This is a genomic window from Pseudomonas sp. HN8-3, from assembly GCF_020790195.1.
GTDB classification, from domain to species: domain Bacteria; phylum Pseudomonadota; class Gammaproteobacteria; order Pseudomonadales; family Pseudomonadaceae; genus Aquipseudomonas; species Aquipseudomonas synxantha_A.
In genome coordinates this window covers 5,322,290-5,346,868 of record NZ_CP086206.1, presented here as the reverse complement: position 1 = coordinate 5,346,868, position 24,579 = coordinate 5,322,290, and the positions used below count along the sequence as shown (strand labels likewise).

General features: G+C 62.5%; 23 protein-coding genes. 9 read left to right on the top strand and 14 right to left on the bottom strand.

Annotated features, from left to right (window positions below; translation table 11 throughout):
* The first annotated feature begins 38 nt into the window (after nucleotides 1–38).
* Nucleotides 39–800 carry a trans-aconitate 2-methyltransferase gene (gene tam / locus LJX92_RS23790; protein ID WP_223018187.1) on the top strand — a complete coding sequence of 254 codons (762 nt, stop codon included), beginning with the start codon at nucleotides 39–41 and terminating at the stop codon, nucleotides 798–800.
* A 21-nt stretch (nucleotides 801–821) separates the two neighbouring features.
* Here tam and LJX92_RS23785 read toward each other — a convergent pair whose 3' ends face one another.
* Nucleotides 822–1,385, bottom strand: a complete 564-nt coding sequence (locus LJX92_RS23785) for a cysteine hydrolase family protein (protein WP_032879223.1) — start codon at nucleotides 1,383–1,385, stop codon at nucleotides 822–824.
* Between the two features lie 96 nt (nucleotides 1,386–1,481).
* Here LJX92_RS23785 and LJX92_RS23780 point away from each other — a divergent pair, with 96 nt between their 5' ends.
* The 3 genes from LJX92_RS23780 to LJX92_RS23770 all read left to right on the top strand — a co-directional run bounded on the left by LJX92_RS23780 (nucleotide 1,482) and on the right by LJX92_RS23770 (nucleotide 4,479).
* Nucleotides 1,482–2,453, top strand: a complete 972-nt coding sequence (locus tag LJX92_RS23780) for a GlxA family transcriptional regulator (protein ID WP_228309036.1) — start codon at nucleotides 1,482–1,484, stop codon at nucleotides 2,451–2,453.
* A 171-nt stretch (nucleotides 2,454–2,624) separates the two neighbouring features.
* Complete coding sequence (locus tag LJX92_RS23775) at nucleotides 2,625–3,734, top strand: DUF3182 family protein (RefSeq protein ID WP_228309035.1); 1,110 nt, start codon at nucleotides 2,625–2,627, stop codon at nucleotides 3,732–3,734.
* Nucleotides 3,724–4,479 (top strand): alpha/beta hydrolase family protein, encoded by a 756-nt coding sequence (locus LJX92_RS23770; RefSeq protein ID WP_032879226.1) that lies wholly within the window; start codon nucleotides 3,724–3,726, stop codon nucleotides 4,477–4,479. Before LJX92_RS23775 ends, LJX92_RS23770 begins: the two co-directional genes overlap by 11 nt.
* Before the next feature lie 3 nt (nucleotides 4,480–4,482).
* On the opposite strand, the gene LJX92_RS23765 is transcribed toward LJX92_RS23770, so the two are convergent.
* The 4 genes from LJX92_RS23765 to LJX92_RS23750 are packed head-to-tail and all read right to left on the bottom strand — an operon-like array spanning nucleotide 4,483 to nucleotide 8,387.
* Nucleotides 4,483–5,439 (bottom strand): lysylphosphatidylglycerol synthase domain-containing protein, encoded by a 957-nt coding sequence (locus tag LJX92_RS23765; RefSeq protein ID WP_005791882.1) that lies wholly within the window; start codon nucleotides 5,437–5,439, stop codon nucleotides 4,483–4,485.
* A complete protein-coding gene (gene clsB, locus LJX92_RS23760) occupies nucleotides 5,429–6,691 on the bottom strand; it encodes a cardiolipin synthase ClsB (RefSeq protein ID WP_228309034.1) in 1,263 nt (420 codons plus the stop codon). Before clsB ends, LJX92_RS23765 begins: the two co-directional genes overlap by 11 nt.
* Nucleotides 6,688–7,464, bottom strand: a complete 777-nt coding sequence (locus tag LJX92_RS23755) for an endonuclease/exonuclease/phosphatase family protein (protein ID WP_032879229.1) — start codon at nucleotides 7,462–7,464, stop codon at nucleotides 6,688–6,690. Before LJX92_RS23755 ends, clsB begins: the two co-directional genes overlap by 4 nt.
* Nucleotides 7,461–8,387 carry a DUF72 domain-containing protein gene (locus LJX92_RS23750; protein WP_228309033.1) on the bottom strand — a complete coding sequence of 309 codons (927 nt, stop codon included), beginning with the start codon at nucleotides 8,385–8,387 and terminating at the stop codon, nucleotides 7,461–7,463. Before LJX92_RS23750 ends, LJX92_RS23755 begins: the two co-directional genes overlap by 4 nt.
* Nucleotides 8,388–8,656: 269 nt before the next feature.
* Between LJX92_RS23750 and LJX92_RS23745 the strand changes: the two genes are divergently transcribed.
* Nucleotides 8,657–10,735 carry a mechanosensitive ion channel family protein gene (locus LJX92_RS23745; protein ID WP_228309032.1) on the top strand — a complete coding sequence of 693 codons (2,079 nt, stop codon included), beginning with the start codon at nucleotides 8,657–8,659 and terminating at the stop codon, nucleotides 10,733–10,735.
* 107 nt (nucleotides 10,736–10,842) lie between these two features.
* Here LJX92_RS23745 and LJX92_RS23740 read toward each other — a convergent pair whose 3' ends face one another.
* Nucleotides 10,843–15,090: a DEAD/DEAH box helicase gene (locus LJX92_RS23740; RefSeq protein ID WP_228309031.1), complete on the bottom strand. Its 4,248-nt coding sequence runs from the start codon at nucleotides 15,088–15,090 to the stop codon at nucleotides 10,843–10,845.
* A gap of 167 nt (nucleotides 15,091–15,257) precedes the next feature.
* Here LJX92_RS23740 and LJX92_RS23735 point away from each other — a divergent pair, with 167 nt between their 5' ends.
* The gene (locus tag LJX92_RS23735; RefSeq protein WP_032879234.1) at nucleotides 15,258–16,142 is read left to right on the top strand and encodes a sugar nucleotide-binding protein; all 885 of its coding nucleotides are present in this window, start codon (nucleotides 15,258–15,260) and stop codon (nucleotides 16,140–16,142) included.
* Between the two features lie 140 nt (nucleotides 16,143–16,282).
* Here LJX92_RS23735 and LJX92_RS23730 read toward each other — a convergent pair whose 3' ends face one another.
* From LJX92_RS23730 to LJX92_RS23710, 5 genes are all read right to left on the bottom strand, one after another.
* The gene (locus tag LJX92_RS23730; RefSeq protein WP_005791869.1) at nucleotides 16,283–16,981 is read right to left on the bottom strand and encodes an OmpW/AlkL family protein; all 699 of its coding nucleotides are present in this window, start codon (nucleotides 16,979–16,981) and stop codon (nucleotides 16,283–16,285) included.
* Between the two features lie 94 nt (nucleotides 16,982–17,075).
* A complete protein-coding gene (locus LJX92_RS23725) occupies nucleotides 17,076–17,597 on the bottom strand; it encodes a DUF3299 domain-containing protein (protein WP_228309030.1) in 522 nt (173 codons plus the stop codon).
* 11 nt (nucleotides 17,598–17,608) lie between these two features.
* Nucleotides 17,609–18,874: an ABC transporter permease gene (locus tag LJX92_RS23720; RefSeq protein ID WP_228309029.1), complete on the bottom strand. Its 1,266-nt coding sequence runs from the start codon at nucleotides 18,872–18,874 to the stop codon at nucleotides 17,609–17,611.
* A 1-nt stretch (nucleotide 18,875) separates the two neighbouring features.
* Complete coding sequence (locus LJX92_RS23715; RefSeq protein ID WP_194439352.1) at nucleotides 18,876–19,586, bottom strand: ABC transporter ATP-binding protein; 711 nt, start codon at nucleotides 19,584–19,586, stop codon at nucleotides 18,876–18,878.
* Between the two features lie 148 nt (nucleotides 19,587–19,734).
* Nucleotides 19,735–20,334, bottom strand: a complete 600-nt coding sequence (locus LJX92_RS23710) for a DUF2796 domain-containing protein (protein WP_228309028.1) — start codon at nucleotides 20,332–20,334, stop codon at nucleotides 19,735–19,737.
* A gap of 128 nt (nucleotides 20,335–20,462) precedes the next feature.
* Between LJX92_RS23710 and LJX92_RS23705 the strand changes: the two genes are divergently transcribed.
* A complete protein-coding gene (locus LJX92_RS23705) occupies nucleotides 20,463–20,804 on the top strand; it encodes a hypothetical protein (RefSeq protein WP_228309027.1) in 342 nt (113 codons plus the stop codon).
* Here LJX92_RS23705 and trxA read toward each other — a convergent pair.
* The 3 genes from trxA to LJX92_RS23690 are packed head-to-tail and all read right to left on the bottom strand — an operon-like array spanning nucleotide 20,801 to nucleotide 22,821.
* A complete protein-coding gene (trxA, locus tag LJX92_RS23700; RefSeq protein WP_032879242.1) occupies nucleotides 20,801–21,673 on the bottom strand; it encodes a thioredoxin in 873 nt (290 codons plus the stop codon). The two genes, LJX92_RS23705 and trxA, sit on opposite strands and share 4 nt — an antisense overlap.
* A 33-nt stretch (nucleotides 21,674–21,706) precedes the next feature.
* Nucleotides 21,707–22,369 (bottom strand): class I SAM-dependent methyltransferase, encoded by a 663-nt coding sequence (locus tag LJX92_RS23695; RefSeq protein ID WP_032879244.1) that lies wholly within the window; start codon nucleotides 22,367–22,369, stop codon nucleotides 21,707–21,709.
* Entirely contained in the window at nucleotides 22,366–22,821 is a 456-nt protein-coding gene (locus tag LJX92_RS23690; protein ID WP_005791855.1) for a YbaY family lipoprotein, read from the bottom strand. Before LJX92_RS23690 ends, LJX92_RS23695 begins: the two co-directional genes overlap by 4 nt.
* 140 nt (nucleotides 22,822–22,961) lie before the next feature.
* On the opposite strand from LJX92_RS23690, the gene nrdR reads away from it, so the two are divergent.
* Nucleotides 22,962–23,426: a transcriptional regulator NrdR gene (gene nrdR / locus LJX92_RS23685; protein WP_019818855.1), complete on the top strand. Its 465-nt coding sequence runs from the start codon at nucleotides 22,962–22,964 to the stop codon at nucleotides 23,424–23,426.
* Nucleotides 23,423–24,550: a bifunctional diaminohydroxyphosphoribosylaminopyrimidine deaminase/5-amino-6-(5-phosphoribosylamino)uracil reductase RibD gene (ribD, locus tag LJX92_RS23680; protein WP_032879247.1), complete on the top strand. Its 1,128-nt coding sequence runs from the start codon at nucleotides 23,423–23,425 to the stop codon at nucleotides 24,548–24,550. The genes nrdR and ribD overlap by 4 nt, the downstream gene beginning before the upstream one ends.
* Nucleotides 24,551–24,579: the final 29 nt, after the last annotated feature.

The following is a 24,579-nucleotide window of genomic DNA, read 5'->3' as shown; positions in this document are numbered from 1 at the left end:
TTAGGCTGTAGCCCTCTTTGACAAGAAGGAAAGCAGCGATGACCTGGTCTGCCAAGCAGTACACCCTGTTCGAACAACAGCGCACTCGCCCGGTCCGTGACCTGGTGGCGGCGATTCCCGAAACCGACGTGCGCACTGCCGTCGACTTGGGCTGCGGGCCGGGCAACTCCACAGCGGTACTGGCCGAGCGCTTTCCCCTAGCGCGAGTCACCGGCATGGACAGCTCCGACGACATGCTGGCCGACGCCCGCGAGCGCTTGCCGGCGTTGAGCTTCGAACTGGCAGATATCGGCGCCTGGAATCCAGCACAAAAATTCGATGTGATTCTGGCCAATGCCTCACTGCAATGGCTGCCCGACCACGCCGCGCTATACCCGCACTTGGTCAAACAACTGAACCCTGGCGGTACGCTGGCGGTGCAAACCCCGGACAATCTCGACGAGCCCGCCCACCGGTTGGCCCGCGAAGTGGCGGCCGACGGCCCATGGTCGGCGAAGATCGGCGCGGTCAAACACAATGAGCGGCACACCGCGAGTTACTACTACGAGTTGCTGAGTAAGCACTGCAGTACGGTGGATGTGTGGCGCACTACCTATCAGCACCCGTTGGCGGATCATGCGGCGGTGGTGGAGTGGTTCAAGGCGTCGGCATTGCGGCCCTTTCTTGCGCCGTTGACCGACGATGAAAAGGCCGCCTTCCTGCAGCAATACCAGGCGCGAATTGCCCAGGCTTATCCAGCCCTGGCCGATGGCACTGTGTTGCTGCCCTTTCCGCGTCTGTTCATCATCGCGACACGCTAAAGTGATCGGCGTAAGTGGCGGTCACGCGGCCGCCGTTTGCGCCTGCAGGTATTCCTGCGCCGACATGACGCCCGCATAGCCAAATGCCAGGGATGCCATGTACGCCCCATGCACCTGCGCCGCTGGAATCACCTGGCCGTTGAACTCCTGATCGCGAGTAGCGCAAGCGTCATGGATCACCGTGACCTTATAGCCCAGGTCCGCCGCCGCCCGCACCACGGCGTCCACACACATATGACTCATGCTGCCGACCACCACCAGATCGGTGATGCTGCGCTGCTCCAGCAATTCGCGCAGGTTGGTTTGGCGAAACGCATTCACAAAATGCTTGAGCACTACCGGTTCATCACCCTCGTTCAACACCTTGTCGTGCAAGCGGGCGCCGTCGGAGCCGGGCGTGAAGAACGGCGCGTCGTCGCCTTCAAACTCATGGCGTACATGAATCACCGCATCGCCTGCCTGTCGAAATGCCTGTAGCACCTGCGCCGCCCTGTCCGCCGCGGCTTCTACGCCGTCAAGCGGCCACTTGCCCTGAGGGAAGTAGTCGTTCTGGATATCGATTAGGATGAGCGCTTGCTTGGCCATGTATGTTGCCTCCTGATGGGTTGATGGGCCCAGTATCTTAGCTGGCGCCGAGGTTGAGAATTGGGCGCACCGACAATAACAGGGGGAAAACTGACAATGGCCGTGGAACGCGCGACGCTCGAACTGGGTGTATTGATCTATCAGGGCGCGCAACTGGCCGCCGTGCATGGCCTGACCGACCTGTTCGGGGTCGCCAATCGCATCGCCGCCGAGTACCAATCTGCGCAACTGCCGCTGCTGCGGGTCAGCCACTGGCAGGTGGACGCCCACGGCACGCCTGCGCGCGTGTTCGACAGCCACCCGTCGCCGGCCCAACCGATGATGGCTCTGCTGGTACCGCCGTCGATTGGCGAGTTCACCGAAGACCAGGCGCCGCCCGCACTGCTGGAGTGGATCCGCCAGCAGCATGCTGCCGGCACGGTGCTTGGCGGTGTGTGCATTGGCTCGATCATGTTGGCGCGTAGCGGTCTGTTGGATGGGCGTAGCGCCACCGCTCACTGGTCGTCCTCGGAGTCCTTCGCGGCCCGTTACCCGGCAGTGCGCCTGGAAGCGGATAAGCCCATCGTCGATGACGGCGACCTGATCACTACCGCCGGGCTGATGGCCTGGTCCGAACTGGGCCTGCGCCTGGTCGACCGGCTGATGGGGCCCAGTGTCGCCGCCGACACTGCGCGTTTTCTGGTGATCGAACACCGCGACAGTGCCAGCCAGTGCGGCAGCAACTTTGCGCCGATCCTCAGGCATGGCGACAGTGCGATCCTGAAGGTCCAGCATTGGCTGCAAGCCAGTGGCGCAGTGGATGTTTCGGTGGCGGCGATGGCGCAGGCGGCAAACCTGGAAGAGCGCACGTTTTTGCGCCGTTTTCGCAGTGCGACGGGGCTTAAACCCACCGAGTACTGCCAGCATCTGCGGGTCGGCAAGGCGCGGCAGATGCTGGAGTTCACCAACGGCACGATCGACCACATCGCCTGGACCGTGGGTTATCAGGACCCCAGCGCTTTTCGTGCACTCTTCAAGAAGATTACTGGCTTGACCCCCAGCGACTACCGCACCCGGTTTGGCGTTTGAATCGTGCAGAACGCAGGGGGGTTGGGGCATCGTCGTGCAGAATAGAGCAGGCTAACTGCCATCGCTTTTAGTGCAACTCATTGATTTGATAAACATCCCTCACAAAGCCGCGTTGGCCTGATCCCTGCAACTTTCCCACCACACACATGGCGGGATAGCCAAGGGGGACGCATGACCCCGACAAATCGCAACAAATTGGTGGTCGCACACTCGACGCGCGAAGGTGCGCCATTGCATGAGGTTGAAACCAACCGCGCATTGGCCCGCTGGCTGGCGCAGATATTGGGGCTCAAGTTTGGTGGCAGTTACGACCCCCAGATGCACGCCGGTCGCGAGCTGTACCTGCTACCCACGCAAACTCTGGTCGGTCCCGCCCTGGCGTTGAAGCTTGACGTCAGAGGGCCGGAAGATTTGTGGGGGGGCTATGTCGATCACGATTTCATTTGTACCAAAGCGATCAGCCACGGCCTGTTGAGCCCTGAAGCAAAGGCACCTGAAGGTTGGTCGCCGATCTTCTGCGAGCGCGTACGCGACGTTGTGTTGGATGGCTTGAGTGTGTTCGCCCTGGAAGACGCCAAGCCCGCCGCCGCGCGCTTGCTCTATAGTGGCCCGATCCGTATGAAACCGGTGCACGCCTGTGCTGGACGGGGCCAGGAAGTGATCCACAGTCTCGATGAGTTCGACGCGATAGTGGCGCGTCCTGACGCCGCAAAGTTGTTCAGCGCCGGCGTGGTGCTGGAACAAGACCTGCACGACGTGGTTACCCACAGCGTGGGCCAGAGCTTTATCGGTGAGCACGTATTCAGCTATTGCGGCGAGCAATACCTGACCCGGGACGGGCAGGGCGAGGAGGTCTACGGCGGATCCAACCTGCTGGTCGTGCCCGGCTACTATGAAGACTTGCTGCAATTGGCCCTGCCTGACGATGTGCGGCAAGCCATCGAGCACGCCCGGGTTTTCGATAATGCTGCCGACGAAGCCTACCCGGGGTTCTACGCCTCGCGGCGCAATTACGACATCGCCCAGGGCCTGGACAGTAACGGCCAGCGCCGTAGCGGCGTGCTCGAACAGTCCTGGCGCATGGGCGGGGCCAGCAGCGCGGAAGTCGCGGCGCTGCAGAGTTTCATCAACAACCCGAGCCTCAAGGCCATCCGCGTGTCCTCGGTGGAAACCTACGTGGATCAAGCGCTGCCGGCGGATGCCATTGAGGTGTACCGAGGCCCGGCCGAAGACAGCGACTTTCTTCTCAAGTATGTGACGGTTCAATCTTATGACGGCTAGAAGCGAGAGCATCAGTATCGATGTAGATGATGAACAGATGAGTGGGACATTCCTCAGCCCAAAGTCCAAAGTGCCCGGCGTATTGTTTGTGCACGGTTGGGGCGGCAGCCAGGAGCGCGACCTGGAACGCGCCAAAGGCATCGCGGGGCTGGGTTGTGTATGCCTGACCTTCGACCTGCGGGGGCACGCCGGCACCGGCATTCCCTTATCGCGCGTCACCCGCGAAGACAATCTGCGCGACCTGCTGGCCGCCTACGACCGGCTGCTGTCCCACCCGGCCATCGACACCTCGGCAGTGGCGGTGGTGGGCACCAGCTATGGCGGATACCTGGCGGCAATTCTCACTTCGTTGCGCCCCGTGCGTTGGCTGGCGCTGCGGGTGCCCGCGCTGTACCGCGACCAGGAATGGCTCAAGCCCAAGCGTGAGCTGGATAAAGCCGACCTGATGGATTACCGCGGCACGTTGGTACGTGCCGAAACCAACCGTGCCCTGCACGCCTGCGCGCAATTTACCGGTGATGTGCTGATTGTGGAATCGGAAACCGACGACCATGTGCCCCATGCCACCATCATGAGTTATCGCGCGGCGTGCCAGCAGACTCACTCCCTGACCCACCGCATCATCGACGGCGCGGACCATGCCTTGAGCGACCCGGTGTCGCAACAGGCCTATACCTCGATCCTGGTGGACTGGATTACCGAAATGGTAGTGGGTGAGCGGTTGAGCATTATCCAATCCCGATAGACGTTAAGCGGGTGTCTTCTTCACCCGCAACGCCTTGGCCTTGGCCTCCACCCCCAGGTACATCACCAACGCAATCAGCAATGGGCAAATAAAGTAGATTGCCCGATACGCGATCAACCCGGCCAGCAGACTCCCGCGCGACGCCTCATGCTGCAACAACCCGATAAACACTGCCTCCAACACCCCAAGCCCGGCGGGTATATGGGTGACCACACCGGCAATCGCGCTGATCAGCAACACGCCCAATACCAGCGGGTAATCGAGTTTGGCGGGCAGCAAGGTAAAAATAACCGCTGCCATGAGTGACCAGTTCAAGGCGCCCAGGGCCAGTTGCAGGCAGGCCATGCGCAGCGACGGCAAATTGATCTCGATGCCGCGGATCGACCACGCACGTTTTTTCGAAAACCGGCACGCCGCCAGGTAACCCAGGCTCGCGATCACCAGCAACACGCCCACACCTTGCAGAGCGCCGGTGCTGAGCTTCCAACCCGGTGGCAAGGTGACCAGCCCGCTGCTGAACACTACCCCGGCCAAGGCCATATAGCCGAACCAATTGGTGGCCAGGCTCAGGCCGAGGATCTTGGCGATATTGCTGGTGCTTACCCCCAATCGCGAATACAGCCGGTAACGCATGGCGATGCCGCCGACCCAGGCGCTCAGATTGAGGTTGAACGCATAACTGATAATGCCCACCGGCAGGATCTGCTTCCAGCGCAGGGGCTGGCGAATGTAGGTCCGGCCGATCAGATCGAAGCAGGCGTACACGATAAAACTGCACAGCGTCAGGGCGCCGGCGATCAGCAATGTGCTGACTTTGAAGTCGCTCAACGTCTGCAGCACTTCGCTCCAGTCGATGCGCCGGGCAAGCAGGGTGAAGAGCACGATCAGCAGCAGGAAGAACGCAATGGTCAGGGGCTTCTTCCAGCGCTGGAACCGTGAGCCGTTTTTCTCAGACGTCATGGGCCGGACTCTCAATGGGTTTCAAACGCGGCTTGTGTGCCGGCAACCAACTCGCCAGCGCGGGAAAGTGGCGCATGACATGGAACACCAGAAACCCCACGGTCAGGCGCCACAACCACAGGCGCGGCTTGCGCTTGGCCGGCATGGTCTGGCAATGGTCTCGTGCCAGGGCTTCCAGGCTCTGGTACAGCTGCTGGTTGAAGGCGCGGTCACGAATCAGCACGTTGGCTTCCAGGTTCAGCGCCAGGCTCAGCGGGTCGAGATTGCTTGAGCCAACGGTGCTCCATTCGTCGTCCACCAGCGCCACTTTGCCGTGCAACGGGCGTTGGCAGTACTCGTGAATCACCACGCCATCCTTGAGCAGATAGTCGTAGAGCATGCGCGCCGCCAGCTTGGCCAGCAGCACGTCGGGCTGGCCTTGCATGATCAACTGCACCTGCACGCCCCGGCGCGCTGCGTTACGAATCTCGCGCAGCAAGCGATAGCCGGGGAAGAAATAGGCATTGGCAATTACCACCCGCTGCCGGGCCTGGCTCAAGGCGTGGATATAGGCTTCTTCGATGTCGTCGCGATGCTGGATATTGTCGCGATAAATCAGGCGCACCATCCCGTCGCCGTGCTCGTCTGCCCATGGCGAAGGCCGTTGCTGGCGTCGGCGCCAACCTCTACGGGCGCGCACCTGGCGGCCACTTTGGGCGAGGGCGAAATGGTGCAAGTCGGCCACTGCCGGGCCGATGATCTGTACCGCGTAATCCTGCTTGGCTTCGGGGCCGAAGTCCCCCAGGTGATCAGCGGAAAAATTGATCCCGCCGATAAACGCCACGCTAGCGTCCACCACCACGATCTTGCGGTGCAGGCGACGAAACCAGTTGGTGCGAATGCCGAGGGTTTTGGATGCCGGGTCAAACATCTGCACGATCACGCCGGCTTCGGCCAGTTCGCGCAGAAAGGCCGGGCTCAGCTCGCCGCAGCCGAAACCGTCAAGGCTGACCACCACCTTGACCCCGCGTTGCGCCGCTTCGATGAGAATGCCTTGCAGCTCATGACCGACCTTGTCTTCAAAGAGGATGAAGGTCTCCAGCAGGATTTCCCGCTGGGCGTCGCGCATGGCCTCGAACACCGCGGGAAAATAGGCCTCGCCATTTTCCAGCAATTGCACACGATTGCCGCTCTGCCAGCCGTAGTCCAGGTCGCGGGCCTTGCTGTCATCCGGCGGCTGGTCGGTGGCGATATGTTCTACCGCAATGCTCATAACTCAATCTCCACCGACAGGGGCACATGGTCTGACAGGTGCGACCACGGCCGCGTGGTGAGCACGCGCGGGTTGTGGATGGTCAGGTTGCGCACATAGATGCGATCCAGCGGCAGTAACGGCAGGCGTGCCGGGAACGTACGCGCAGGCTTGCCGTGGGCGTGGATGAACACCTCCTGCAGGCCGCTTTGACTCAGGTCGGCCTTTTGCCGCCAGTCATTGAAATCGCCGGCGACCACCAGGGGCGCATCCGCCGGGATCTGGCCAATACGCTGCTCAAGCAAGCGCAGTTGCTGTTGGCGATGTACCTCGCGCAAGCCCAGGTGGATGCAGATGGCATGCACCTCGCGTTCGCCGCCCGGCAGGCGCAGTACGCAATGCAGCAGGCCGCGGTTCTCATGGCCGCTTTGGGAGATGTCGAGGTTGTCGTAACGAATGATCTGGAATTTTGACAGCAGCGCGTTGCCATGGTCGCCATGGGGGTAGACCGCATTGCGACCATAGGCAAACTGCGGCCAGATGCTGTCGGCGAGAAATTCGTACTGCGGCATCTTCGGCCAGTCGCTATAGCGCTGGGGATGGCGCTCGTGGGTGCCGTGGATCTCTTGCAGGAACACCATATCGGCACCGACGCTGCGCACCGCTTCGCGCAGTTCGGGCAGGATGAAGCGTCGATTCAGGGCGGTGAAGCCTTTATGGATATTCACCGTTAGCACGGTAAAACGCGTGATGGCGGTGGTGGGGGGCACGGGGATCAGCTCGGGGTGAGTCATGGCAACACTCCCGGTTCCGGCAACTGCCCGGGTGCCGTGAGCAGGTGCTTGTCCAGCCCGAAGCGCTGCAACAACTGGCGCGCATCGAAAGGCGCGCGCACCTTGATGTCATTGTCGAAAAAGCAGAACACGTCACGCTGTTTGCGCACGCGGGGTTTGCGTTGCGGGGCGACAAGGTGCGCATCCGCCGGTTGTTTGCCGTGGGCCCAGCGCTCGATACGGTCGCCCCAGCGTTCGAGCGCCTCATCGGTATAGCCGCTGGCGTAGAGCTGCTTGTCGCCGTGTAATCGCAGGTACATGAAGTTGGCGGTGACGTCTTCGATATAGGGCCACTTGCCGGCGGTGTCAGCCACGACAAGGGCAACACCGTACTTGTCCAGCAGCTGCACAAACTCCGGTACCGCAAAGCTCTTGTGGCGAATTTCCACCGCATGGCGCAAGGGTTTTTTGCCATAGGCTTTCATGCTTGCCTTGCCGTTCAGACGCGGCTCGTGCTGGCGGGCGAGGGCGGCGGCCTGTTGGGTGTTGGTGGGTAAATCGGCCAGGAAGGCTTCGAACAGCGCGGCGTCGAATTTGAAGCTGGGCGGGAACTGCCAAAGGATGGGGCCGAGTTTTTCTTTCAGTTCAAGCACCCCGGAGGCGAAGAAATTGGCCATGGGCTTGTGCACCTCGCGCAAGCGCAGGATATGCGTGACATAGCGTGGCGCCTTGACGCTGAACATGAATCCCTCAGGCGTATCGGCGTACCACTGCGCATAGCGCTTGGGGGTTTGCAGCGCATAGAAAGAACCGTTGATTTCAATGCTGCTCACGGCGCGTGACGCAAACTGCAACTCGCGTTTCTGGGTCAGCCCGTCGGGGTAGAAGTCCCCGCGCCAGGGCGTGTAGCGCCAGCCGGAAATGCCGATATGAATCGCCGCCATGGTTGCTCCTGGGGAGGTGGGGTGCGTTATGGGATGACTGCGATATTTGGCTGAAAGTTTCCACGTTCCTACAGACGGTACGGGGTGCGAAATGTGGGAGGGGACTTGCCCCCGATAGCGGTGCATCAGTCATGAAGTTGCTGACTGACAGCCTGCTATCGGGAGCAAGCCCCCTCCCGCAATTTGAATCACATGCCCGCAAACACAGGGAACGATCAAGGCTCAAACCCGTCAGTTCCTTACAGACCCTTCTGAAGGAGCCCGCTGTTTTGCTGAATTTAAAGACTGCATTACTGCTAGGGGCGCTGCTGTTCTGCGGCAGCGGCGCATTGCAAGCTGCTGCCACCGCGCCTGAGTCCGACGCGGCGGCCAAGCCCGAGTTGCTGGTGGAGGGCGGCCTGCTCGGGGCCATCAGTTCCAGCATTGATGATGTGCAGCAGAAGCTCGATCTGAACCAGAACTTTATCGACGAGTGGCGCCTGCGGGCCGACCGGGCCGCGAATGAAGTCGGGCGGCTGGTCGACCAGACCGCCGCACGCTCGCCGTGGAGTGTGGCCGGGGATTTCCTGCTGTTATCCGCCGTTTGGGTGGGTGCTTTTGCGCTGCTGACGTTACTGGGGCGCTTTATCGTGCGGCGCTTGAGCCTGCGCGCCTTTTTTCGCCGGCGGGCACGCTTGCTGGGCGTGCTGGGGTATGTGGTGCCTTACACCATCCCTGCGGTTATCTGCCTGCCATTGACGCTGTATGTCAGCCATTTTCTCGCCTCTTCCGTAGGACGGGCACTGGCGCTGTGTTTTGCCTACGCCACCAGTAGCGGCATCTTTTCCACCTCCATGCTGCTGTGCGTGATCGTCATGTTCAATGTCGGCCACAAGCGCCCGGCGGTGCAGATCATTCGCGACTATTGCCCCAAACCGCTGTTCCTGATCGGCTTCCTTGCCGCCCTCAGCGACGCGCTCACCAGCCCGCAGATCGCCCGGCAGCTGGGCGGCAACATCACCAGCAGTGTTGCGGTGTTTACCGGGCTGTTCGCGACAGTGATCTTCGGTGTGCTGGTGGTTCGCCTACGTCGCCCGGTGGCGCATTTGATTCGTAACCGGCCGTTGGCGCAGCGCCTTAAGCATCCGGCGTTGCAGCAATCGCTGCGGATATTTTCCGGGCTGTGGTATTGGCCGATCCTGTTGATGGTACTGGTCTCGGCGATCAACTTGATCGGTGCCGGCGACGATAATCAAAAGGCCCTGCGCTGCGCCTTGTTGACCACCATCCTGCTGATCGGCACGGTATTTCTCAGCACGGTGCTGCAACACTTGTTCAAGTCGCGCAGCCAAGTGGCGATACAGCGCAGCAGTGCCTACAAGGAGCGCTTTCTCAGCCTGTTGCACGCGATATTGCGCATTGTGATGGCCATCGCTTTTATCGAGATACTGGGGCGTATCTGGGGCGTGTCGCTGTTCGAGTTCGCCCAACGCAACTCAGTGGGCCGGGCGATCAGCGATTCGCTCAGCAGTATCGGCCTGATCCTGCTGATGACGTGGCTGTTCTGGGTGGTGCTCGATACGGCGATTCAGGAAGCGCTCAAGCCCCCGGTGAACAAACGCTCCAGCCGCCAGCCCAGTACGCGGGTCAAAACCATCCTGCCGCTGCTGCGTAATGCGGTGAAAATCATTCTGGTGGTTATCTGTGCGATCACCACCATGGCCAATCTGGGTATCAACGTCGCGCCGTTACTCGCGGGTGCGGGGGTGGTCGGCCTGGCGATTGGTTTTGGCTCCCAGCAGTTGGTGCAGGACGTGATCACCGGCCTGTTTATCATCATCGAAGACACGCTCTCCATCGGCGACTGGGTGGTGCTCGATTCCGGCCACGCCGGTACCGTCGAGGGCTTGACCATCCGCACCCTTCGCCTGCGCGACGGCAAGGGCTTTGTGCATTCGGTACCGTTCGGGCAGATCAAGGCGGTCACCAACCAGTCGCGCCAATTCGCCTATGCGTTCTTCTCGGTGCAGTTCACCTACGACACCGACGTGGACAAGGCCGTGGAGCTGATCCGTGAAGCAGGCCAGTCGATTCGTGACGACGTGTTCCTCAAGTACAACCTGCAAGGGCCACTGGAAGTGTTCGGCGTGGACAAGATGGACCTCAATGGCGTGGTGCTCACGGCGCAATTCCGCACGGTATCGGGTGGGCAATATGCGGTGAGTCGAGCGTTCAATCAGCGCTTGAAAAAGCTTGTGGATAACTGTGACGAGGTGCATTTTGCGCAGACTTATCCACAGCAGGTGTTGTTGCCCAAGCGTGTGGCGCAGGAGGATGAGCCAGAGGCCGAGCAAGCCAGGCCGCAATGATGAGAGTGGCTGTTCCGGCCCTATCGGGAGCAAGCCCCCTCCCACATTTGAATGTGTTCACACATCAAAATGTGGGAGGGGGCTTGCTCCCGATGAGGGCCTAAAGGTCAGCGCCTGATCAACTTCTCCTGCACTGCCTGCTGATCCATCTCCAGCAACACCTGCTGCTTGCCGGCGACCATCACCGCCGCCGGCAGCCCATCGCGATATACAATCCGATTACCGCTCACCGCCGGCACTTTGGCCCCCGGTAGCAGCGTGCCCACAAGGTTCAATGGATCCGCCCCGCACACCGCGATCAAGCTCCCGTCATGTGCCCGCCGCCGCACCTCGCGCAGCAAGGGTATCGCCTCCGGCAACGCAAACTGTTCGCCCGCCAACCCACTGACAAACCGCCCGCCACGAATCTCCCCGCGTGCCTCCAGCCGATGGAAGGTGCGCAGCAATTCACGCCAACTCGGTAACCAATCCGCCTCGCGCTCCAGCAAGCGCCAGAACACCACGCCGTAACGGCGCAGCAGGGTCATCGCCACATGCTCCAGGGTCTCGGTCGAATGTGGGCCAGCAGCGCTGGCTGAACGGCGGACCAAGGCCCAGCGACCGGCATCATCCATGCCGCCGACAAACGCCCCGCGCCCACGTCGACTGCTGCGAGCCTGGCGTTTGCTGGCAGGCGTGGTTAGGGCGCGCAGCCCGGCGAAGCTGTCGGCATTCACCAGGCCGGCGCCTACCAGTTCCTGCAAGGCTGTCTCCAGCTCGCTGCGCAGCAGGTGGGCCTCGTGCACCAGTTCATCAAAAAACAAGGCGCCGTGTTCGCGCAGGGCCGAGTGGACTTTCTGCGCCTTGGGCGACAGCGTGGTGCTGTCGGTGGGCTCGGTCAGCCCGCTCCACAACGCTACCTGGCTACGGGGGAGCAAAACCACCGGGGTGCTGCGCAACGCCATGGCGCCGGCCTTGTTGCTTAAGCGCGTCCATACCAGCTTGCCGCTGCGGCACAGGTCATCGAGCCAGGTCGATGAATAATCCTTGATGCGCGCGCTGAGCAGGTCAGTGTCCCAGGCCGACGTGGCGGCGGCGTAGCCCTCGAGTTGGCTGACTATCTGCGGCAATACGGCGCTGCCCTGGCCACGGGTGCTGTCGGACAGGTGCTGCCAATCGAACAGAAAACGCATGAAATCCTGCAACGCCACCGGCTCGATTTCCCGGCGCAGGCGCTTGACCGTGTAGCGATGAATGCGCGCCAGCAAGTGACGTTCGCACCATTGTTCCTGCGTGGCACCGGGGCTGAAGTGCCCGCGCAGCACGTAGCCTTCCTGCTCCAGGCGCGACAGGGCCTGAGTGATTGCCGCCACGGGCAGCGCCAGGGGGGCAGCGATTTCGACCAGGTTCAACGGGCCAAAACCACTGAGGCGCGCACGCAGTACTTCTAACAGTGCTTCGTCAAATTCCCAGGGCTCGTCGAACCCGGGCAGCAGTGGCAAATCGTTAGGGTAGAGCGCTTGCAAGCAACTCAAGCGCTCCACGGCGACCCACATGCCGTTGTGCAACTGACAGGCTCGCCCGGCCTTGGCCAAGGCGTGCAGCCATGCGGCCCATTGCGGCGCAACTTCAGGGGCTGCGATGCACGCCAGGCTCATCAGCGCTTCATGCATTTCATCCACGCCGTTGGGCGCGGGCCAGGCTTCTTCGCGAACGCCGGCGATGGCCTCGGCATCCAGTGCGCCCAGGTCGTCGGTGCTCTGCGGGTCGCTCCAGCGTCGGTTGAGCACGGCCTGGGTGCGGCGCTCTTCCAGCGGGGCGTCGTCGAGAAAGGTGTAGGGCTTGGCGCTGAGAATTTCCGCAGCCATGGGCGAAGGGGCGGGCAGGTCGCGGCTGATCAATCGGACTTCACCGCGCTCCATGCGCCGCAGCAGTGCCAGCCAGGCTCCACTGTCCATGGCTTCATGCAAGCAATCGTCGAGGGTTTGTTCCACCAGTGGGTGATGGGGGATTTCGCGCTCGCCGGCGAGGTTTTCCAGGCAGGCGATCTGGTCTGGAAAGACGCTGGCGATCAGGTCTTCGCTCTTCATGCGCTGGATCTGCGGCGCCACCTTGCGCCCACCGGTGTAGCGCGGCAACGCCAGGGCCACGCCGGCATTCCAGCGCCAGCGCACGCCGAACAGCGGCGCATCCAGCACGGCCTGGATCAGGAGGTGTTCAGCACTGTTGCTGTTGAGGTAACGCCACACCTCATCCAAGGCAAAACTGTGGCTGGTAGACAGCGACAGCACGATGGCGTTTTCGCTGGCCGCCGCTTGCAGCTCGAAGTTGAAGGTGCGGCAGAAGCGCTTGCGCAACGCCAGGCCCCAGGCGCGGTTGATGCGGCTGCCAAACGGCGTTTGGATGATCAACTGGGTGCCGCCGGACGCGTCGAAAAACCGCTCCATGATCAACGTGTCCCGGGAGGGCAGGGCGCTCAGGGCCTGGCGCGACCGGGCCAGGTAATCCAGCAGTTGTTCGGCGCTGGCGCGATGCAGGCCCAGGGTGCCGGTTAGCCAGTCGAGGGCCGGTTGCAGGTCGCCGGGCGTGGCACCCAGCAAGCTGTCGATTTGCCCTTGCAAGCGCGCCACGGCCACCGACAACTCGTTGCTGCGCCCGGGTGCTTCGCCCAGCCAGAACGGGATGGTCGGCGGTTGGCCATGGGCATCCTCGACACGCACCTTGCCCGCTTCGACCCGCAGGATGCGGTAAGAGGTATTGCCGAGTTGGAAGATGTCGCCGGCGATGCTTTCCACCGCGAAGTCTTCGTTGACGCTGCCGATGTTCAGGCTCTGAGGCTCCAGCAACACGCTGTAGTCGGCGTTGTCCGGGATGGTGCCACCGCTGGTGACGGCGGTGAGCCTGGCACCGCGGCGGCCGCGCAGGGTGTGGGTCACGGCGTCACGGTGCAGGTAGGCGCTGCGGATACCCTGGCGGCCGTTGTAGCCCTCGCTGAGCATCTGCAACAGGGCCTGGTAGTGGCGCTCATCCAGCTCGGCGTAAGGCGCAGCGCGGCGAACAAGCGCCAGCAGCGCCTGTTCCGGCCATTCACGGGCGCTGACTTCGGCAATGATCTGCTGGGCCAGCACGTCCAGCGGCGCCACTGGAATATGCAAGGTATCCAGCTCGCCACGGCGTACGCAGTCGAGCAACGCGGCGCATTCGATCAAGTCGTCACGGGTGGTGGCAAACAGGCGCCCTTTGGGCGTACCGCCGACCTGGTGCCCGGAGCGGCCGACGCGTTGCAAAAAGCCATTGATCGAGCCGGGTGAGCCGATCTGGCAGACCAGATCCACCTCGCCAATATCGATGCCCAGCTCCAGGGACGCGGTGGCGATCAGCACTTGCAGTTCGCCGGCCTTGAGCCGTTGCTCGGCGTCCAGGCGCAGTTCCTTGGCCAGGCTGCCATGGTGGGCGGCCACGGCGGTCTTGCCCAGCCGCTCGCTCAGATGCCGGGCCAGGCGTTCGGCCAGGCGCCGGGTGTTGACGAAAATCAGCGTGGTGCGGTGTTCGCGGGCCAATTGCGCGAGGCGGTCGTAGACCAGGGCCCACACATCGTTGGCCATCACCGCCGAGAGCGGCACTGGCGGCACTTCGATATCCAGGTCCCGTGGGCGCGCATGGCCGATGTCGACGATGGCACACTCACGGTCGGTGCCGACTAAAAACCGCGAGACCGCGTCGATGGGTTTTTGCGTGGCTGACAGGCCGATACGGGTCAATGGCTCGGCGCACAGCGCTTGCAGGCGCTCCAGGCTCAAGGCCAGGTGGCTGCCGCGCTTGCCGGCGGCGATGGCATGGATCTCATCGACGATCACCGTACGCGTGCTGGCGAGCATGTGTCGGCCGGAATCCGAACCCAGCAGCACATACAGAGATTCGGGCGTGGTCACCAGGATATGCGGCGCGCGCTTGCGCATCTGTGCGCGGTCTTTTTGCGGGGTGTCGCCGGTGCGCACGGCGGTGCGGATCACCAGCGGCGGCAGGCCCAGGCTTTGAAGCTGCTCGGTAATGCCGGCCAGCGGGTTTTGCAGGTTGATCTGGATGTCGTTGGACAGCGCCTTGAGCGGTGACACATACACCACCAGGGTCTCGTCCGGCAGTTGCCCGCCGTTGGCCAGGCCTTGGTGGACCAAATCGTCGAGTACCGCCAAAAAGGCCGTCAAGGTCTTGCCCGAGCCGGTGGGCGCGGCGATCAGCGTTGACCGCCGCTGGCGGATCAGCGGCCACGCCTGGGCCTGGGCGCCGGTCACCGAGGGGAAGGTGCTGCAAAACCAGGCACTGACGGCGGGGTGAAAACCATCCAGTGCGCTGGCCGTTGATTCGGGAAGGTTCATGAAGTGATTGATGCCACCTGCTCCAACAAGTTGCAAACACGTACTTTATCCGTGACGGTTGCGCTACAAACCCGCAAAATGCAACGATTCTGGCAACTACCTGCGGCAAGGCGCACACGCCTGTCGATAATAACCATCGTTCCAAACAGACCGGGCCTGCTCAATCTATGCGAATGCGCCTTATGTTACTGGGCGGCGGGAATGCCCTCGGGCAGGCGCTGATTCGCCTCGGTGCAGAGGAAGACATCGGTTTCCTCGCCCCCAAACCGCCCCAAGACGGCTGGGATGCCGCGAGCCTTACCCAATTGCTCGACGACACCCGTCCCGATGCATTGATCAACCTCGCCTACTATTTCGACTGGTTCCAGGCCGAAACCGTGAGCGAAACCCGTCTGGCCGCCCAGGAGTTCGCCATCGAACGCCTGGCTGAATTGTGCCAGCACCACAGCATCACGCTGCTGCAACCGTCCAGCTACCGGGTGTTCGATGGCTCCCGCGCCACCGCCTACAGCGAAAAAGACGAGCCGGTGCCCCTGGGCCTGCGCGGCCAGGCGTTGTGGCGTATCGAGCAGAGCGTGCGCGCCACTTGCCCGCAACATGTGCTGCTGCGATTTGGCTGGTTGCTCGATGACAGTGTCGACGGCACGCTCGGGCGGTTCCTGGCCCGGGCCGAAAAACCTGATGAACTACTGATGGCCGACGACCGTCGTGGCAACCCGACGCCGGTAGACGACGCCGCACGGGTGATTATCTCGGTGCTCAAGCAGCTTGATTGCGCGGCTCCGCTGTGGGGCACCTATCATTACGCCGGGCATGAGGCGACCACACCGTTGGCGCTGGGCCAGGCGATTCTGACCGAAGCGCGCAACTTCCACGCGTTGGCCATTGAATCCCCCACTGCCCAGGCCCACGCGGCTCGGCCGGATGCGGCGGATGAACCGCAGCACGCGGTGCTGGCGTGCAAGAAAATCCTGCATACCTTCGGCATCAAGCCCAGGGCATGGCGGGCGGGACTTCCGGCGTTGCTGGACCGGTTCTACCGCCACAGCTGACACGCTACAAAACCAAATGTGGGAGGGGCGGTGCGACGATTCGACTTGCTCCCGATAGCGATGGGTCAGTCCATGAATCTGTTGACTGACACTCTGCTATCGGGAGCAAGCCCCCTCCCACATGGGTTATGCAGTGTTGCTTAGAACTTGTAGCCAATACCCACCATGTAAACCATCGGATCCACGTCCACATTGACCTTGGCCCGAGTGCCCTGGCCCAGCGCATTGTTATCCACAGTCGCCTTGGTGCTGATGTCGATGTAGCGCGCCTGGGCGTTGATCATCCAGTTGTCGTTGATCATGTAGTCGGCGCCGATCTGTGCGGCCCAGCCCCAGGAGTTTTCGGCCTTGAAGTTGCTGAAGCCGGCTTGTTGAGCGCGACCGCCGACGTGTTCGTCGTAGATCCAGGTGTAGTTGATACCGGCGCCCACGTACGGCTGGAATGCCGACTTGTTGTCCAGCGGGTAGTACACGACGCTCAGGGTCGGCGGCAGGTGCTTGAGCGAGCCGAGCTTGCCGTTGGCGGCGCCCAGTGCGGTGTTCTTGAGTTTCACGTCATGCTCGAACGGTGTAGCGGCCAGCAATTCGATACCGACGTGGTCGGTGATCATGTAGGCGAAGTTCAAGCCCAGTTGGGTATCGCTGCTCATGGTCGCCTTGCCGCCCAGGTTGGTGCCGGCCAGCGGGCCCTGGTCAACCTTGACTTTGCCGCTGTCGGCCTCCGGGTTGACGGTGATTGCACCGGCACGCACCAGAATATCGCCCGCCTGGTGAGCGTGTGCGACCGGGGCGACGAGGGCGAGCGCGAAGAGGGACGCGCCGAGCAGAGACTTGTTCATGGGAGCTCCAAAGGACGTTTAAAAGTTGTACGTCCAATGGTAAAGATCGTTCCGTTCGGTCTTTTGACTCAGCTCAATGAAAGGGTGATCAGCGCTACTCCTGCAGCTCGTACATGTAAATCTTCTGGGCATCCATCTGGTAACCGGCGTCGGCCAGTTCACTCGACGACGGCTTGACCTGCATCGCGCCTTCGATCCAGTACGGCTGATACAACTCATCGAGTTTCACCCCGACTTCACTTTTCACATGCACGATCTGGTTCGACGGCGGTGGCGGCACGTGGATGCACGCGCCGAAATACGGCACCAGCAGAAACTCGGTGGTGCGGCCTTCTTCGCTGACTTCCAGCGGCACGATATACCCCGGCAGGCGGATGTGCTGGCCGTCGAGGCTCTGCACCACCGGCGCGTTGGGCAAATCCTGCTTGGCCGCCGGCGCCGCCTCGACGGACAAGGCATCGGCCATGTTCGACAGATCGTGCAGCGGCTTCATATTAGGCACTTCCGGTGGCGCATCCGGCGGGATCATTTCCTGCCAGGACAGGTCCTTGGGCTGTTCATCCGCCCACACGGGCAAGGCCGTCAGCAGCAACAGGGCAAACAGGGCACGACGCATCGAAGCCTTCCTCATAAACGGATGGACAGGCCATCGGCCAAAGATTGTCGATAGGCGCGCCACGCGGGCACGCTGCCCATCAACAGCGCTGCGGCGAGGATACCCGCCAGCAGAGTCCATTCATATTCGCTCGGCCAGGACATCGGCAGGTCCAGCCCGTAGTTGGCCTGCAAGTAACCCCGGGAGGCGGCGATGCAGACATACAGCAGGCCCACACCTGCTACCACACCGGACAAGGCCAGGGCGAAGGCTTCGAAGATCAGCAGGCTCGCGATATGCCAGGGGCGTGCGCCCACCGAACGCAGGATCGCCATCTCGCGGCGGCGCTCGTTGAGGCTGGTGAGGATCGCCGTGAGCATACCGATCAACCCGGTCAGCACCACGAACAGCGAAATCACGAACAAGGCTTTCTCGGCGGTGCCCATCATGCTCCACAGTTCTTGCAACGCCACGCCCGGCAGGATCGCCAGCATCGGCTCGCCACGGAATTCATTGATATCTCGTTGCAGGGCGAAGGTGGAAATCTTGTTGTTCAGGCCGAGCATGAACGCGGTGATGGCTTGCGGCGTCAGGTCCATATTGCGCGCCTGGTCGGCGCTGACGCGGCCTTTGCCCTGGGCCGGCACACCGTTGTGCCAATCGACATGGATTGCCTCCATGCCGCCGAGACTGATGTGCAATGTGCGATCTACCGGCGTACCGGTACGCTTGAGGATGCCAACCACGGTGAAGGGTTTGTCGTCGTGCTTGACCAGGCTGACCACCGCTACACCGTGGGCCAGCACCAGCTTGTCGCCGAGTTTGTAATGCAGGGCGTCGGCGACTTCGGCGCCGAGCACCACTTCAAACGGGTCGGTAGCGAAGGCGCGGCCGCTGGCCAGTTCGAGGTTTTGCTTGCGCCCGTACTGGTAATGCTCGAAGTAGGATTCGTTGGTGCCCATCACGCGGTAACCGCGATGGGAGTCGCCGAGGGAAATCGGAATGGCCCATTTCACCTGGGGGCTGGCGGCGAAATGCTCAAAGCTGTCCCAGCGGATGTTGTTGGTGGCGTTGCCGATGCGAAACACCGAATACAGCAGCAGGTTGACCGAGCCCGAACGTGCCCCGACGATCAGGTCGGTGCCGCTGATGGTGCTGGCAAAACTGTTGCGCGCCTCGACACGCACGCGCTCCACCGCCAGCAACAAGCACACGGAAAGCGCGATGGCGAAGGCAGTGAGGATCGCAGTAAAGCGGCGGTTAGCCAGGCTGGCCATGGCTAGACGAAACAGATACATCTCAAACCTCTGCGGGCGTGGCGGCGCGATTGAGTTCGGCCAGTGACAGGTTACGGTCGAACAGTGACGCCAGGCTCTGGTCATGGCTGACAAACAACAGGCTGGCGCCAGCTTCACGGCATTCAGCGAACAGCAACTGGATGAACGCTTCGCGGGCGTCATAGTCCAGGGCCGAGGTGGGCTCGTCGGCGATCACCAGTTCCGGTTGGCCAATCAACGCACGGGCAGCGGCCACCCGTTGTTGCTGGCCGATAGACAGCGAGTCGGCGCGGCGCTCCAGCAAGTCCTTATCCTTTAAGCCCAGGTGCGCGAGCAGGGTCGCGGCTGCCTGGTCGACACTGCCATGGCGCTGCTTGGCCCGCTGCGCGCGCAGCCTGGAAAAGTGGCAAGGCAACTCGACGTTTTCGCGCACCGATAGAAACGGCAGCAGGTTGAACTGCTGGAAGATGTAGCCGGTGTGGTCTACACGGAAACGATCACGGGCGCCGGCCGAGAGTTCGGTCAACTCCTGCCCCAGCAGGCGGATGCTGCCCTGGCTGGGTTTCTGCACGCCCCCCAGCAGCCCCAGCAGTGTGGTCTTGCCACTGCCGCTCGGGCCCTTGAGGAACAGGGTTTCCCCGGGTTCCAGGCGGAACGCGGGGATGTCCAGCAACTGCGGGTGACCGGGCCAGTTGAAGCCCAGGTCGGACAGTTCGATTAACGCTTGAGTCATGGGAAGTCAGTGTCGCCTGGTAGTCGAAAATGGCGCCGATCCACTGTGGGAGCTGGCTTGCCTGCGATGGCATCGCTACGGTGTGCCTGCTGCACCGCGTCGCCAGTATCGCAGGCAAGCCAGCTCCCACATGGACTGTGCTTTCAAGTCAGAACTTCAGGGTGGCGGCGGTGGCCGTCGCGTCAACACCTTGCTGACCGCTCGGGCCGATCAGTTGTACCTGAATTTTCTTGGTGGCGGGGAAGGTCTTGAACACTTGGCTCAAGTCCAGGTTGCCCAAGGCCGTCGGCGTGGCACAGGTGAATTGGTAGTGGGCGTGGATTTCGCTGTGGTCGTGATGGTGCTCGTGGGCGGCGGCGCCTTTGCCGTCGGTGGCGTGGTCATCGTCGTCATGGTCGGCTTCTGGTTTGTCACCGAACAGCGGGCTATTGAGTTCCTGGCTGCTGACCACACACCCTGCAGCCTTGGGCAGGTTGAACAGGGCAAATGGGTTCTCCAGCTGTTTGCGTACATCGGCGACCTTGGCTTTATCGGCGGCGCTGGTCGCTACATGCTCGAAACCCACCAGGTTCATCGCCGGGCTGTCCAGTTCAAGCTCAAGGGCCTTGCCATCCAGCACGGCATTGAGACGGCCGACCCCGTGTTCATGGGCGCCGAGGCTGCCGTGCTCGTGGTCATGCTCTTCGTGAGCGTGGGCAACAGCCAGTGGCAGCAGGGCGAACGGCAAAGCAAGCAGCAAACGGCGCATGGGAGGGCTCCAGGATGAAAGTTTTGTTATGTGATCTTATAACAATAGAGCCGAGAGTTTGACCGCCTGCTTGGTGTTGCGCAAGCTGCATGGGAGCATGACGGTCAGAAAAATGCAGGAGTACAGCGATGTTGCGAATTCGTGGAACCATCGGCGACCTGCCGGTGGACTTGACCCTGGAACTGGACGACGGCGATTGGGCGCGCTTGGGCGCACAGCTTCAGGCCGCCCCAACGCCCAGTGCGCCAGCCGCGGCGCCGGTCAAACAGAACGACGACCTATGGCAGAGCGCCCAGGATGTGCTGCGCAAGGCCGGGCAGCTCAATGGTCTGGAATTGCTCGATCAACTGGAAGGGTTGGCAGGCGATGCAGGCGCGGGCAAGCGCCTGTTGGTGCGCCTGCGCCATAGCGCTAAAGTCAAGGTGAGCAGCGGCGGGGATACGCCGCTGTACCGTTGGATCGGTGATTAGTACAACGCGGCAAACAATTTGCGGCGGTACACCGTGACCAGCGGGTGCTCATTGCCCAGCAATTCGAACACCTGCAGCAACGTCTTGTGCGGCAAGCCTTCGCTGTAGCTGCGGTTGCGGGTAAACAACTTGAGCAAACCTTCCAGTGCCGCATCGTACTGCTGGCGCGCCAGTTGCTGGATCGCCAACTGATAGGCCGCCTCGTCGTCCTGCGGGTTCTGTGCCAGACGGCTCTTCAGATCGGCGGTGTCCGGCAAGTCTGCGGCCTGGCGCAGGAAGGTGATCTGCGCCTTGGCCCCGGCCAGGGCGGCCTTGTGCTCGTCGCTTTTGACTGCGTCAAGCACGGCCTGGGCTTCGCCCAATTCGCCGCGTTCGGCCAGGCAGCGTGCGTACAGGATCAACGCGGGGGCGTTAGTGTTGTCTTCGCCCAACAGCGCCACCAGCAGCCCTTCAGCTTCACTGATGCGTCCTTCGCTGAACAGCGCCTGGGCCTGTTCCAGCGGATCCGCCGCAGCCGGTGGTGGCATCTGCACATGTGGCTCCAGCATCGCCCGTACTGCCGACTCCGGCTGCGCACCGGCAAAGCCGTCCACCGGCTGGCCATCCTTGAACAACACCACCGTCGGCAGGCTTTGAATGCCGAAACGCGCGACGATGTCCTGTTCGGCCTCGCAATCGACCTTGGCCAACAGCAACTCGCCGCGATAGCTCTCGGCAATCTGCGCCAGCATCGGCATCAGCGCCTTGCATGGCGCACACCATTCGGCCCAGAAGTCCACCAGCACAGGTTTTTCAAAAGAATTCTGAATCACCGCCTGGTCGAAGTTGGCGGTGGTGACGTCGAAGATGTACGGCGTGGGCTCACTCATGGGGCGTCTCGAATAAAGCGGGAATGGGGGCAACTATAAGGGCTGGCGCCGCGAATGGTACAGACTCACCTTGCGAAACTCCCAAGGCTCGGCCAGGTCCGGCAGGGTCAACGCGTCCAGAACCTCCAGCCGTTGATAACGCGGGTGTTGGAAGTCCCGCACCCGCGAATCGGCCACCAGCGCTTCGCGGCCACGGGTGAGGAATTGATCCAGCAGCGGCAGGTTGGCGCGGTCGTAAAGCACGTCGGCCACCAGGATCAAGTCAAAACGGTCGGCTTCGGCGAAGAAGTCGGCGCAATAGCCCAGCTCCACCGCATTGAGTTCGGCGTTGGCGCGGCAAGACGCCAGGGCCAGCGGGTCCAGGTCACACGCCACTACTTCCAGGGCACCCGCCTTTACGGCGGCGATCCCGGCTACGCCCGAACCTGCGCCGAAATCCAGCACGCGTTTACCGGCGACCCACTCGGGATGCGCCGCCAGGTAGCGCGCCAACGCCAGGCCGCTGGCCCAGCAAAAGCTCCAATAGGGCGGCTCATGCAGGATGCGCCGGGTTTCTTCCTGGCTGAAGGCGCGGTCCATATTGTCGGCATCGAGCAGCCATAGCGATAATTCGGTGCCCGGTAGCGGGCAGGGCACCAATTGCGCGTCGCCGATCAGCTCGCTCAAGGCGCGCTGCAGGTGCAGCGGTGGCGTCATGGCGCCTTGACGAGTTGCAGGGGGCCGGTGCTCTGGGTGATCGCCTGGGTGACGCGCACGGCGGGCAGGTGCAGGATCAACTGGCCGGACTGGCTGGCGCGGCCACGCAATTCAACGCGTGCACCGGCCGGGAAGGCTTCAGGGTTGAAGCGCAGGCGGAAGGCCAGGGGCTTGCCATTGCCGCTCAGCACGCTGCTGGCGAGCAGTTGCTGCGGGCGCGAACGGTCGTCGATCACCAGCAGCGCCATCTCGACTTCGGCGCCGGCGGGCACGTTGGTCAGGCTGCCGCTGATTTCCCGTTGATAGGCGGGCAGGGGGCCGAGGTCTTCAATACCCGGGACTTTTTTCTCTTGTGCCGGTGTCGGTTGAGGCGCGGCCGGTTTGGGGGCTTCGCTGCTGCAGGCGACCAGAAAACTGAACAGCGTGAGTAGAACGAGTGGTCGTAACTGCATGTACGGCTCCAGAAAGGACAAAATCCGTGGCTTAAAAAATATCAAACATATAAGCCTGCCTATATACCGTAAAGGCTATGGCTTGTCTTGCGACGGGGATGCGCTACCATGGCCCTCCCATTTTTTGTTGCCTGCCAACCATGCACTGTCCCTTCTGCGGTGCCAACGACACCAAGGTCATTGACTCGCGTCTGGTCGCCGAGGGCGATCAAGTGCGTCGCCGGCGCGAATGCCTGGCCTGTGGTGAACGTTTCACCACCTTCGAAACCGCCGAACTGGTATTGCCCCGTCTGATCAAGTCCGACGGCAGCCGCCAGCCTTTCGACGAAGAAAAACTGCGTGCCGGTATGCAGCGCGCCCTGGAAAAACGCCCGGTGAGTGTCGAGCGCCTGGAAGCGGCGCTGGTGCATATCAAGCACAAGCTGCGGGCGACCGGCGAGCGCGAGGTCAAGAGCCTCGTGGTCGGCGAGCTGGTGATGGGCGAACTGCAAAAGCTCGACGAAGTCGCCTATATCCGTTTTGCCTCGGTGTATCGACGCTTCCAGGACCTCAATGAGTTCCGCGAAGAAATCGACCGCCTGGCCCGTGAGCCCTCCAAACAATGAAGTCTGAACAGGCAGTCCTCGACGCCCATTACATGGCGCGTGCCCTCGAATTGGCGCGCAAGGGCCTGTACACCACCCACCCCAACCCACGGGTGGGCTGTGTGATCGTGCGTGACGGGCAGATTGTCGGCGAAGGCTGGCATGAGCGCACCGGCGAGCCCCATGCCGAGCCGAATGCCCTGCGCGCCGCCGGTGAAAAGGCCCGCGGCGCGACGGTGTACGTGACGCTGGAGCCGTGCAGCCACCATGGCCGTACGCCGCCGTGCGCCGATGCACTGGTGAGCGCCGGTGTGGCGCGGGTGGTGGCAGGTATGCAGGACCCGAACCCGGAAGTGGCCGGGCGTGGCATGCAGCGTCTGGCCCAGGCGGGTATCGAGGTGCGCAGTGGTGTCCTGGAAGCTGAGGCGCGGGCGCTTAACCCGGGGTTCCTCAAGCGCATGGAGCACGGTTTGCCGTTCGTGCGGGTCAAGCTGGCCATGAGCCTGGACGGCCGCACGGCGATGGCCAGCGGCGAAAGCCAATGGATCACCGGCCCCGCTGCCCGCGCCGCCGTCCAACGTCTGCGTGCCGAGGCGAGTGTGGTGTTGACCGGTGCCGATACGGTGCTGGCCGACGGCGCCCGCTTGACTGTGCGCGCCGCTGAGTTGGGCCTGGATGAACAAACCACCGCCCTGGCCATGTCGCGCCCGCCGCTGCGCGTGTTGATCGACGGCCGCTTGCGCGTGCCGCTCAATGCACCCTTCTTCAAGGCAGGCCCGGCACTGGTCATCACCTGCGTGGCCCCGGAGAACCAGTTTCCCCGTGGCCCAGAGTGCCTGGTGGTACCGGGCGTGGAGGGCCAGGTCGACCTGCGCTCGGCGCTGGTGGCATTGGCCGCCCGTGGCGTCAACGACGTGCTGGTGGAAGCGGGCCCGAGCCTGGCGGGCGCGTTTGCCCAGCAGGGCCTGGTGGATGAGTACGTCATATTCATCGCCGGCAAGTTCCTCGGCTCCGCTGCCCGGCCGTTGCTGGACTGGCCGCTTGAGAAGCTGGTCGACGCGCCCCAACTCAAGATCACTGACATGCGCGCTGTAGGCGACGACTGGCGAGTCACTGCCATTCCCGTCCCGACAGCGAGCGTATAATTCCCGGCCTGCGCTTAAGCGTCAGCCCC